Annotated in this window: 12 protein-coding genes; all 12 read right to left on the reverse strand. The window is 61.1% G+C overall.

All coding sequences use genetic code 11. From position 1 onward, the window contains the following. Positions 1-1,141 (reverse strand): O-succinylhomoserine sulfhydrylase (locus tag ADADOO_RS12480; protein WP_511277830.1); only part of this gene is annotated, 1,141 nt, incomplete at its 3' end. 2 nt (positions 1,142-1,143) lie between these two features. Beyond that, the gene (purF, locus tag ADADOO_RS12485) at positions 1,144-2,682 is read right to left on the reverse strand and encodes an amidophosphoribosyltransferase (protein WP_511277831.1); all 1,539 of its coding nucleotides are present in this window, start codon (positions 2,680-2,682) and stop codon (positions 1,144-1,146) included. Positions 2,683-2,694: 12 nt separating this feature from the next. Beyond that, positions 2,695-3,186, reverse strand: coding sequence for a CvpA family protein (locus tag ADADOO_RS12490; RefSeq protein WP_511277832.1), 492 nt, complete (start codon positions 3,184-3,186; stop codon positions 2,695-2,697). Beyond that, positions 3,183-3,914 carry an SPOR domain-containing protein gene (locus ADADOO_RS12495; protein ID WP_511277833.1) on the reverse strand — a complete coding sequence of 244 codons (732 nt, stop codon included), beginning with the start codon at positions 3,912-3,914 and terminating at the stop codon, positions 3,183-3,185. Before ADADOO_RS12495 ends, ADADOO_RS12490 begins: the two co-directional genes overlap by 4 nt. A 2-nt stretch (positions 3,915-3,916) precedes the next feature. Then, positions 3,917-5,224 (reverse strand): bifunctional tetrahydrofolate synthase/dihydrofolate synthase, encoded by a 1,308-nt coding sequence (gene folC, locus ADADOO_RS12500; protein ID WP_511277834.1) that lies wholly within the window; start codon positions 5,222-5,224, stop codon positions 3,917-3,919. A 71-nt stretch (positions 5,225-5,295) separates the two neighbouring features. Then, positions 5,296-6,165 (reverse strand): acetyl-CoA carboxylase, carboxyltransferase subunit beta, encoded by an 870-nt coding sequence (gene accD, locus ADADOO_RS12505; protein WP_511277835.1) that lies wholly within the window; start codon positions 6,163-6,165, stop codon positions 5,296-5,298. Beyond that, positions 6,162-6,968, reverse strand: coding sequence for a tryptophan synthase subunit alpha (gene trpA / locus ADADOO_RS12510; protein ID WP_511277836.1), 807 nt, complete (start codon positions 6,966-6,968; stop codon positions 6,162-6,164). The genes accD and trpA overlap by 4 nt, the downstream gene beginning before the upstream one ends. Positions 6,969-7,047: 79 nt before the next feature. After that, complete coding sequence (gene trpB / locus ADADOO_RS12515) at positions 7,048-8,247, reverse strand: tryptophan synthase subunit beta (protein WP_511277837.1); 1,200 nt, start codon at positions 8,245-8,247, stop codon at positions 7,048-7,050. Next, on the reverse strand, positions 8,234-8,860 hold the full coding sequence (locus ADADOO_RS12520; RefSeq protein ID WP_511277838.1) for a phosphoribosylanthranilate isomerase: 627 nt from the start codon (positions 8,858-8,860) through the stop codon (positions 8,234-8,236). The genes trpB and ADADOO_RS12520 overlap by 14 nt, the downstream gene beginning before the upstream one ends. 66 nt (positions 8,861-8,926) lie before the next feature. Then, positions 8,927-9,721, reverse strand: a complete 795-nt coding sequence (truA, locus tag ADADOO_RS12525; protein ID WP_511277839.1) for a tRNA pseudouridine(38-40) synthase TruA — start codon at positions 9,719-9,721, stop codon at positions 8,927-8,929. After that, positions 9,712-10,287 (reverse strand): hypothetical protein, encoded by a 576-nt coding sequence (locus ADADOO_RS12530; protein WP_511277840.1) that lies wholly within the window; start codon positions 10,285-10,287, stop codon positions 9,712-9,714. The genes truA and ADADOO_RS12530 overlap by 10 nt, the downstream gene beginning before the upstream one ends. An 81-nt stretch (positions 10,288-10,368) precedes the next feature. Further along, positions 10,369-11,996: motility hub landmark protein FimV (locus ADADOO_RS12535; protein ID WP_511277841.1), on the reverse strand; the 1,628-nt coding region annotated here is incomplete at its 5' end.

Raw genomic sequence — 11,996 nt, forward strand, 5'->3', positions numbered from 1 at the left:
CCTCCACCGCTTCAAGGCCGACGGCGATGCGCAGCAGCCCTTCGCTGATGCCGGCCGCGGCCCGGGCTTCCGGGGAAATGCGGCCATGCGTGGTGGAGGCGGGATGGGTGATGGTCGTTTTGGTGTCGCCGAGATTGGCGGTAATGGACAGCAGGCGACAATTATCGACGACCTGCCAGGCTTGTTCGCGAGCGCCCCTGACTTCGAAAGCGACGATGGCGCCACCCGATTTCTGCTGGGTCTTGGCCAGTTTGTGCTGCGGATGAGAGGGCAGGCCGGGATAGAAAACGCGCGCCACTTTCGGATGCGCTTCGAGCCAGGCAGCCAGTTGCGCCGCATTGGCCGATTGCGCCTCGACCCGCAATTTCAGCGTTTCGAGGCCCTTGAGCAGCACCCAGGCATTGAAGGCCGACAAGGTCGGACCGGCCGTGCGCAGGTATTTGAAGACTTCTTCGGTCAGTTTCTTCGGTCCGCAGACGGCGCCGCCTAGAACCCGGCCCTGTCCGTCGAGAAACTTGGTCGCCGAATGGATGACCAGATCGGCCCCCATGTCGAGCGGGCGTTGCAGGATGGGCGAGCAGAAACAGTTATCGACGGCAACCAGGATGCCCTTGGCGTGGGCGATTTCGGCTAGCGTCCGGATGTCGGCGATTTCGGTCAGCGGATTGGACGGCGTTTCGAGGAAAAACAGCTTGGTTTCCGGACGGATCGCCGCGGCCCAGGCCGCCGGATCGGTTTGCGACACGAAGGTCGTCGTGATGCCAGTGCGCGACAGGATATTGTTGAAAAGCTGCACCGTGGCGCCGAACAGGCTGTTCGAGGCGACGATGTGATCGCCCTGCTTGAGATGGGCCAGGACGGCGGCCATGATCGCCGCCATGCCGCTCGCCGTGGCAACGCAGTCCTCGGCGCCTTCGAGGGCAGCGAGGCGCTCTTCAAACATGGTGACGGTCGGGTTCGAGAAGCGGGCGTAAACGTTGCCCTCCTCCTCGCCGGAGAAGCGCTTGGCAGCCTGCGCGGCGCTCTTGAAAACGAAACTTGAGGTCAGGTAAAGCGCTTCGGAATGCTCGCCAAACTGGCTGCGCTGCTGGCCGGCGCGAACAGCCAGCGTTTCCGGACGGTAATCGGGCAAATCAGACATGTTCAATCCCTTGCGTCCTCGGCCAGCTGCAGGACGAGTTGCTGCGAGGCCCGGCCATCGCCGTCGTCGTCGCTCTTCGCGCCCTTGCTACTGCGCTTGCCCTCGACGGCGTCGAGATAATATTCATCGATGTCGCCGGTGATGTAGCAGCCGTCGAAACAGGAAGAATCGAACAGGGTCAGATCGGAACGCAGCGAGGTAATCGACTCCTTGAGCGCCTCGATATCCTGATAAACCAGCGCGTCGGCCCCGATTTCAGTGGCGATTTGCTCATCCGTACGGCCAGTGGCGATCAGTTCGGCGCGCGTCGGCATATCAATGCCATAGACGTTGGGGAAGCGCACCGGTGGCGCAGCCGAAGCGAAATAGACTTTGACCGCCCCGGCCGCCCGCGCCATTTCGACAATCTCGCGACTGGTCGTACCCCGAACAATGGAGTCATCGACGAGCAGCACGCGCTTACCCTTGAATTCCTGGCCAACGGTATTGAGCTTCTGGCGCACCGATTTCCGGCGCATCGCCTGGCCCGGCATAATGAAGGTGCGGCCGACATAGCGGTTCTTGACGAAGCCTTCGCGGAACGGGATGCCGAGCACCTGGGCCAGTTGCATGGCCGATGGGCGGCTGGAATCCGGAATCGGGATAACGACGTCGATTTCTTCGACCGGAATGTTCTTCCTGACCTTTTCGGCCAGCTTTTCACCCATGGCCAGACGGGATTCGTAGACGGAAACGCCGTCGATCACCGAGTCCGGACGAGCCAGATAAACGTATTCGAAAATGCACGGCGCGTGCATCGGCTGCTGCGCACACTGGCGGCTATGGAACTGGAAGTTGAAGTCGATGAAAACCGCCTCACCGGGCTCAATGTCGCGCACCATCTTGAAACCCAGCGTGTCGAGGGCGACGGACTCGGACGAAACGAGATACTCCATGCCGTCCGGGGTTTCGTTCTGGCCATAAACCAGCGGCCGGATACCATGCGGGTCGCGAAAAGCGAGCAGGCCGTAGCCGGCGATCAGGACAACGACCGCATAGGCACCACGGCAGCGACGATGGACGCCGCCAACGGCCTGGAAAATGGCATCGACATCGAGCTCGTAGCCATGTGCCGCCGACTGCAGCTCATGGGCCAGCACGTTGAGCAGGACTTCAGAGTCGGAATTGGTGTTGATGTGCCGACGGTCGAGGCGGAACATCTCGCCCTTCAACTGCTCGGCATTGGTCAGGTTGCCATTGTGACCAAGACAGAGGCCGAACGGCGAATTGACGTAGAACGGTTGCGCTTCGGCGAAGTTGTAGGCCGAGCCGGCGGTCGGGTAACGAACGTGGCCGATACCGCAGTTGCCGGGCAAGGCGCGCATGTTGCGCGTGCGGAAGACGTCGCGGACCAGCCCCGGCCCCTTGTGCAGGTGAAAAGTATTGTTCTCCGCCGTGGCGATCCCGGCCGCATCCTGGCCGCGGTGCTGAAGCACCATCAGGCCGTCGTAAAGCAGCTGATTGACCGGCGTTGTCGCCATTACACCCAAAATCCCGCACATAGTATTTCCTGCTTAACTAAATCGAATTCGTTTTGCCAAATCGTCAGGCAGCCAAGGCTTAACTGCCATAACGACAGTTTCCAGAGGTGCTGCCAGCATCGCATTCCGCCACCACGGCTGGGTCGGCGCGGAAGTCATGCCCCCCAACCCAACCAGCACCATGCATACCAGCACGCCGCGAGCCAGTCCGAAGATCATGCCGAGAATGCGATCCGACACCGACAAACCCAAAGCTTTGACCATGCTGCGCACCACCATGTTCAGCATCGCCATCGAGACCAGAATGCCGACAAAGATCACCACACAACCGGCCAGCGTCCGCAAGGCAGGATCGCTCAAACCGGCAAAGACCGAGTGCCCGACCGAGGCACCAAACTCGATCGCGGCAAAAATCCCGACCCCCCAGGCAACCAGCGCAATGACCTCGCCGACCACGCCACGCCACAGGCCAAACAGCAGCGATACGCTGACAATCCCTATTGCAAGGTAATCAAATCCGGTCATGGCTTGACTGCAACAACGCCGCTGATACTGATCCGTTTCATTTTTTCCAGGGCCTTGTCGGCGGCTTCACGACTGGCAAAGGGGCCGGCGCGAACACGGGTCTTCTTGCCCTGCGGCGTATCGAGGGGCTCGCTGAAGGTCTTGATGCCCTCCTCGCCGAGCTTGGCCCTCAGGCTCTTGACATTCGCCTCGTTGGAAAAAGCACCGATCAGAACCAGGTATTCGCCATTTTTCGCGGCCAGCCTGGCTTCGGCCGGCTGGCCGGCCAGAATCGCCGCAGCTCGTTTCGCATCATCGGCCTTGGGCTTTTCTATCGTCTTCTCAGGCGCCTTGGCGGCAGGCTTTTCCGGCATTTTCCCCGGTTTTGTGTTCGGCTTTTCGACTGGCTTCTCGGCCGGCTTGGGATCCTTGGCGACCTCGACAACGCGGACCGTCGGCTTGACCGGAGGCTCAACCACTACAGCTTGGATTGCCCCAGGCGGCACGGCTGGCGCTTCAGCGACAGATTTGGGAGCCGGTTTCGCTACCGGCGCAACGGCAAACTTCGGCGCGAACGGCTTTTCGTCCTGCCCCGGAATGCGGATTTCGACATCCTGAACAGTCTGGCGCGGCTCGTGATCCATCACCATGGGCAACACCGCGGCAACCACGGATACGAAGAAAATCGCCCCGACCAGACGGCGGCGGGCGCGTTTCTTGAGGTGCAACTGGGCGTCGTTGTCGTCCATGGCTAGGGCTTTTTCCGAAGCGTTTCGAGCGCGCCGGCTACCGTGTAGAAGGATCCAAAGGCGAGGATTCTATCACTTTCGGCGGCCTCTCCCTTGGCCGCGTGCATGGCCAGCTGCGGCGAGGCATGGCAAACCACGGTGCCCCCCAGCCCGGTATCGGCGATGATACCAGCCAGCGCCTCGGCGCTCGCCCCGCGCAGCCCGGTCAGTGTCGCCAGGTGCCAGACATCGACCTTGCCCTTCAAGGGAGCCAGCGCGCCGACAATATCCTTGTCGCGCAACATGCCGAGTACGGCAAAGGTTCGATCGAAAAAACCCATGCTCGACAGATTATCGGCGAGCACCCGAATGGCCTGCGGATTGTGGCCGACATCAAGCACGATGGCTGGCTTGCCGGGCACAACCTGAAAACGCCCTGCGAGCTCGGTTTCAATGAGCCCGGAACGGATCGCCTGCATGGTTACCGGCAGCTTGTCGCCCAGAACATCGAGCGCAGCTAGCGCAACAGCGGCGTTGTACAGTTGGGTCGGGCCACGCAAGCCCGGGTAGGCCAGTGCGCGCTTGATCAACCGGCCACCGGAGCGGCACCACCAGCGCCATTGCAGACGGTTTTCGTTGGTTTCGGCGCTCGGCCGCTCGAAACCGAAGTCGCCGCCGATCAGGCGCAGATCGGCGCCAATGGCTGCCGCATGATCGAGCAGACTGCGCGGCGGATTTGGGTCGGCACATAAGGCAGGCTTGCCGGCGCGGTAGATGCCGGCTTTTTCGAAGCCAATGCTCTCGCGGTCCGGCCCGAGCCAGTCGGTGTGGTCAAGGGCCACGGTGGTGACGATGGAAACATCCGGTTCGTAGGCGTTTACCGCATCAAGCCGCCCCCCGAGGCCGACTTCGAGAATGGCGGCTTCAACGCCGGCTTCGGCAAAAACTTCCCAGGCGGCCAGCGTACCGAATTCGAAATAGGTCAGCGCAACGTTGCCGGCCTTGAGCCGTGCGTCTTCGACGCGAGCGAAGGCGGCGCACAAGGCTTCGTCGCTCACCGACCGACCGTTCAGGCGCACTCGCTCGTTGTAGGCGATGAGGTGCGGTGAGGTGTAGCAGCCAACCTTGTAGCCGGCGCGGTCGATGATGTTTTCGAGATAGGCACAGGTCGAGCCCTTGCCGTTGGTGCCACCGACGATGATGACTGGACAATGCTGCCCCTGCCCCAGGGCATCCTTGACCAGGCGAATCCGGTCGAGGCCCAGCTCGATGCCGGCCTGACCTTTCGGATGCAGGCCTTCGAGATGGGTCAGCCAGTCGTTTTTAGTCATTAGTTGCTAATTGCTGGTCGTTAGCCGCTGGTTGCTCGCTAACAGCGAGCAACCAACGACTAACAACTCGCTCAAGCTGCCACCGGCAGCTTGAGCAAAAGCGCCACTACGCGGGCGACCTGGTCACGCAGTTCGCGACGGTCGACGATCATGTCGATGGCGCCCTTTTCCATGATGAGCTCGGAACGTTGGAAGCCTTCCGGCAACGTTTCACGGACGGTCTGCTCGATGACGCGTGGGCCGGCGAAACCGATCAGCGCCTTGGGCTCGGCAATGACGACGTCACCAACGAAGGCGAAGGAGGCCGAAACACCGCCCATGGTCGGGTCAGTCAGAATGGAGATGAAGGGCAGACCGGCTTCGGAGAGTTTGGTCAGCGAAGCCGTCGTTTTGGCCATCTGCATCAGTGAGAACAGCCCTTCCTGCATGCGGGCGCCACCGGAAGCGGTGATGCAGATGAAGGGCGATGTTTGTTCGATTGCCGCCTGAACGCCGCGCACAAAACGTTCACCAAGCACCGAACCCATCGAACCACCCATGAAGTCGAACTCGAAAGCGGCGGCGACAACCGGGATGGTCTTGATGGCACCTTGCAGGACGACCAGCGAATCGCTTTCACCGCTCGATTCGTTGGCATCCATGAGGCGATCAGGATATTTCTTGGAGTCCTTGAATTTCAGGCTGTCGACTGGCAAGACCTCGGCGCCGATCTCGAAACGGCCTTCGGCATCGAGCAGGAGATCAAGGCGCTGGCGGGCATTCAGACGGTTGTGGTGAGCGCACTTGGGGCAAACCTGCAGGTTGTTTTCAAGGTCGGTCGCGTAGAGCACGGCTTCGCAGGACGGGCACTTGCTCCACAGGCCTTCGGGCAGGTTGCCGCGACGCTGGGCGCCTTGCTCGCGCTTGATCTTGGGGGGCAGCAGTTTGGTCAGCCAGCTCATTTTTTTACCTCATCCACACCGCGACGAATGTCGGTAACCAAGGTTTTCACATTGGCGCAGGCAGTTTCTGCGGTTGATTTTTCAATTTCTTCGATAATCCGGCTGCCGACGACAACGGCATCGGCGATAGCGGCAATGCGTGCTGCGGTCGACGCATCACGAATGCCAAAACCGACACCGACCGGCAAGCCGGTCTTGTCGCGGATCAGCGGCAGACGCTCGGCCACCGCCTCGACGTTGAGTGCGCCGGAGCCGGTCACCCCGGCCAGCGAGACGTAATAGACGTAACCACTGGCGATTTCGGCCACCTGGGCGATGCGCTCGGCGGTCGAGGTCGGGGCCAGCAGGAAGATCGGATCCATGCCGTGCGCCTTCATCGCGGCACCGAAGTTGACGGCCTCTTCCGGCGGGTAATCGACGACCAGCACGCCATCGACGCCAGCCTGGGCGGCGGCAGCGGCAAACTTGTCGAGGCCCATGGCCTCGATCGGGTTGGCGTATCCCATCAGGACAACCGGCGTTTTGTCGTCGGTCTGGCGGAAATCGACGACCAGTTGCAGCACCTTGCGCAGCGTCATGCCCTTGGCCAGGGCACGTTCTGAGGCGCGCTGGATGGTCGGGCCGTCGGCCATCGGGTCGGAGAACGGCACGCCGAGTTCGATGACATCGGCCCCGGCTTCGACCAGCGTGTGCATGAGCGGCAGGGTTAGCGCGGCATCCGGATCACCAGCGGTGATGAAGGGAATCAGCGCCTTGCGGCCTTCGGCGTTGAGTCGGTCAAAAGCGGTCTTTATGCGTGACATCAGATGGACTCCCGCAGGGCCGCCGCAAGGGAGGCTAACGCCCCCTCGGGGGGCAACGAATGAAATGAGTTAGGGGGCATCAAAATACGATCCCCGACTTTTCGGCCACGGTGTGCATGTCCTTGTCACCCCGACCGGAGAGGTTGACCAGCAGAATCTTGTCCTTCGGCAACGTCGGCGCCAGTTTGGCGGCGTAAGCCAGCGCATGACTCGATTCGAGCGCCGGGATGATGCCTTCGATGCGGCACAGGGTGTGGAAAGCCGCCAGCGCTTCGCGGTCATCGATCGGCTGGTATTCGGCCCGACCAATATCCTTGAGCCAGGCGTGTTCCGGGCCAACGCCGGGGTAGTCGAGACCAGCCGAAATGGAATGGGTCTCGATGATCTGGCCGTCTTCGTCCTGCAGCAGGTAAGTACGGTTGCCATGCAGCACGCCGGGTACGCCGGCGGTCAGCGAAGCCGAGTGGCGGCCGGTTTCCATGCCGTCACCGGCGGCTTCGACGCCGATCAGGCGAACGCCCTCGACATCGATGTAGGGATAGAAAATGCCCATGGCGTTGGAACCGCCACCCACCGCCGCGATCACAGCATCGGGCTGACGACCGGTCATTTCCGGCATCTGGACCAGGCATTCTTCACCGATGATTTTCTGGAAATCACGGACCAGCATCGGGTACGGATGCGGGCCAGCGACCGTGCCGATGATGTAGAAGGTGTTGTGGATGTTGGTCACCCAGTCGCGCATCGCTTCGTTGAGCGCATCCTTGAGCGTCTTCGAGCCGGATTCGACCGGCACCACGGTGGCGCCGAGCAGCTTCATGCGATAGACGTTGGCGGCTTGGCGCTTGACGTCCTCACTCCCCATGTACACCACGCATTCCATGCCGTAGCGGGCAGCAACGGTCGCCGTCGCCACACCGTGCTGGCCGGCGCCGGTTTCAGCGATGACGCGCGGTTTACCCATGCGTTTGGCGAGCATGGCCTGGCCGATGCAGTTGTTAATTTTGTGAGCGCCGGTGTGATTAAGATCTTCGCGTTTCAGATAGATCTGGGCGCCGCCGAGCATTTCTGACCAGCGCCTGGCGTGGTAGATCGGCGACGGACGGCCGACAAAATGTTTCAGCTCGTATTCGTATTCGGCGCGGAAGGCCGGATCGGCCTGCGCTGCGGCGTAGGCTTCCTTCAGTTCATCGAGCGCGCCAAACAGCGTCTCGGCCACGAAGACGCCACCGTAAGGGCCGAAATGGCCCTTGGCGTCGGGGAAGTTATATTGACTCATCGGCTTTCCGTACGGCCGCCACGAAGGCAGCGATTTTCGAGTGATCCTTGATTCCCTTGCTCGCTTCGACACCAGACGAGACATCGACGGCAACCGGCCGCACGCGCCGTACGGCATCGCCGACATTGGCTGCGGTCAACCCGCCGGAGAGCACCAAAAATGCCGGGAGGGTCGGCGGAATCAGCGTCCAGTCAAAGACCTGGCCGCCGCCGCCGTAGCCCTCGACAAAGGCATCCAGCAACAGACCCCGGGCGTCGGGAAACGAGCCGGCGAATTCTACCAGATCAAGCCCCGGCCTCACCCTTGCCGCCCGCAGATAGGGCCGGGCGAACTGCCGGCAATAGGCCGCGTCCTCGTCGCCATGAAACTGCAGGACGTTGATGGGCAAGGCTTCGCAGGCGGCGCGGACAACTTCCGGCGCTTCGTTAACAAAGAGACCGACAACGTCGACGAAAGGCGGAATCCGCTTGACCAACTCCGCCGCGCGTTGCGGCGTGACGTAACGCGGGCTAGGCGGGTAGAAGACGAAGCCGATGGCATCGGCACCGGCCGCAACGGCTGCGTCGACGTCCTCTTCGCGGCTTAGGCCACAGATTTTGATCCGTGTTTTCATGAATTTTTCATTCCTACGGTCAACCGGAAAAAACGACCAAAATTGAAATCAGCGCCGCCGGCGCCGTCACTTGAGCAAACCATCAAGAAAATCGTCATCCGGATTGGGCAACCTCCAGTGCGGTTCATAGATCGGGCCGCGAAAATACAGGCCATCCGGTGAAAAAGTCGGCGCCGCGAGGGTGCGGTCCTGCATCAGGAGTAGCTCATCGACCCAGCCCGGCGACTGCACCCCCTTGCCGATATGAACCAGCGTACCGACCAGATTGCGCACCATGTGATGCAGGAAGGCGCTCGCCTCGAAATCGAAGACAAACATATTGCCGCACTGCCGGACGTCGGCGCGTGTCAGCGTCTTGATCGGCGACTTGGCTTGGCAACCGGCAGCACGAAAAGCCGAAAAATCGTGCACACCGAGGAGTCGACCGCAGGCATCCTGCATCGCGGCCAGTTCGAGCGCGCCATGAAACCAGCCGACCCGCCCCGCCCACAAACCCGGTCTCTGCGGCCGGTTGAGCAAGAGATAACGGTAGCGCCGCCCCCGGGCGCTGAAGCGCGCATGAAACTCGTCACCCACCGCCTGCGCCCAGCGCACGGCGACGCCTTCGGGCAAATTCGAATTGACGCCACGCACCCAGGCCGTCAGCGGCCGGTCGACCGGCGCGTCGAAATGGGCGACCTGATGGCTGGCATGCACCCCGGCATCGGTTCGCCCGGCACACATGACACCTACTGACATTCCGGCAATTTCGCGCAGCGCGGATTCCAGCGCATCCTGCACCGTGCCACCGCCGGCCTGACTTTGCCAGCCATGAAAGGCAGTACCGCAATATTCAACACCCAAGGCAATTCTCACCACCATGCCGCTCCCATCAAACCAAGGCCGGAGGCGGCCACCAGCAAGGTATCGCGCAACCTCCACGGCACCAGGCTCAGATGCAGCACTTCCTGCCCGGAAGAAACCGCCGGCTGGGTAGCCAGCACCTGCTTCCAGGCGCCTTTTTCCGGCGGCTCCTGAAGATTTTCAAGAACCAGAGACAGACGGACAACAACCCGCTCGACATCAAAACCAAGTACCCGAACCGGCTGCAGCACACCCCACAGGCCGGCGATCATCCCTTCGTGGCCGAGGCGCATAAACAACCAGGCCAGACAAGCCAGCATCGTCACCAGGCGGGCGGCCTGCAGATTGGCTTCAGCCATGCCTTCGAATGTTGGCGCCCAGGCCATGTCGTGCAATGCCTCGCCTGGCGTGTTGTAGGCCAGAATCAACCAGAGGGTCAGCAACAACCACCGGGCCCGCCAGATGTAAGCCGACCAACGGCCAGCCAGGGCCGGCGTCAGCAGCAAGGCACCGACAATGAGCAGGAGCAGAGCAACATAGCCGACGAACTGGACGCCGATAACCGCAGCTAACCAGATGATCAATGCGCAAGACGGATGCAAAAGCGGACTCCCAAAATGCACATGGCCCCTTGCGGGGCCATCTGCCAATCACAAGCCTGAATTCTACCCGCCTATGCGGTCGAGTATCGTGCGAGCCTGTTCAACCAGATCAACCGAACCTTCACCGACCACCTCCTGGAGCAGTTCGCGAGCCCCTTCAAGGTCACCCATCTCTTCATAGGCCTTGGCCAGATCGAGCTTGGTATTCACTTCTTCCCAATGCTCGTTGTGCACTGCCGCCGCCTCCGAAACCGTCTCACCAGCCGTCGGTGCATCAAGCGGGGGCGCTTCTGCCGGCTCGGCACGCACCTCGGCCGGCGCCGCTGGCGCGGCCTTTGGCGGCTCGGAAAGGTCAAGATTGATCGAACCGATATCAAACTCCTGAGTTCCCATCGGCTGGCCAAGGAACATCGAATCAGTTAGCTTGACATCAAATTCCAGCGAGTCGGTATCAACAACACCCGTGTTAACCACGGTATCAGACAACTTGGCGTTGTCATCATCACTACCAAAATTCAGGATATTGGAATCAATCAGCGTATCCGTGCTGACCATTTGGTTGACCACGGTCTTGCTCATATCTGCATCCTGGCCAAACGCGAGCACCGGCGGCTCTTCGGGGGGCAAAACTTCTTCACGGAGCGCCTCGGGCAGTTCCTCTCCGCCCACCCAGGTTCCCAGGCCAACATCAATCTCCTCAGCCATTTCGGCAACCGCCGATGGCATCACCAGGGTACCGTCCGGTGAAAAATCAGGCGAAGAAGCCGCAACAGGCTCCTCCATCAAGGCTTTCTCAGCATCGCCAAAATCAAGATCCAAACCTGCACTATCCAACATCTCAGGCGGAGCAGCCTCAGTCGCCACGACAACAGGCGCTACCTCGCCACCCAAATCGAAATCGAGCGCATCGGAATCATCGACAGAAACCACCGTATCGGTATAAGGCTCAGCGTCGGCCCCCTTGTCCGATTGGCTCGTCATGTCGGGGGCAATAGTTTCGGCGCCCAGATCGAAGTCAAGGGTCATTGCATCCGGCCCGAGGTCCATGGTCTCGGCGGCAGACTCGCCCTCTGTCTGCGACTCGGATTCCTTCGGAAGAACCAGCGTATCCTGCTCGAATCCATCGGAAAGATCGAGCGACGAGGGGGTGACCTCGACTTCAGGCTCCTGGTCCGCCTCAGGCAAACTGACCAGAGCCTCGGGCATCGGGACCGGCGGCTCGACAGGAATATCAACCGGTGCATCGGCGGTCAGCGCTTCAGGCGCGACAGGCGCTTCCGGCGCAGACTGGGCATGCGATGCGGAATACAGCGGGTTGTTTGGATCAAGACCCAAGCCAAGTACGGCAACCTTCGCCCAATCTGGACCGACACCCGCCGTCTGCGCATACAGTTCACCGGCCAGCGTTTCAAATTGCTTCACGCTGTGACGATTGGCGTAGATCTCAAGCAGTTTTGCGTGAATAGCCGTGCGCTGGGGATCTTTCTGCAAGGCCTCGAGGAGGATTTCCTCAGCCTGGGTATCGCGACCATAGGCCATGTACACATCAGCCTCAGCAACCGGATCAACCTCGTCGGTATCAATGGTGCCCGGGCCGGTCTGGCTAAAATCGCCGGTCAGCGGTGGAATGTTGCCAGTATCGATACTCTGGCCGCCTGTCATGCGGAATACGGAGTTGGGCCCAAGACTGG

This window comes from Azonexus sp., from assembly GCF_036170495.1.
Classification (GTDB): Bacteria; Pseudomonadota; Gammaproteobacteria; order Burkholderiales; family Rhodocyclaceae; genus Azonexus.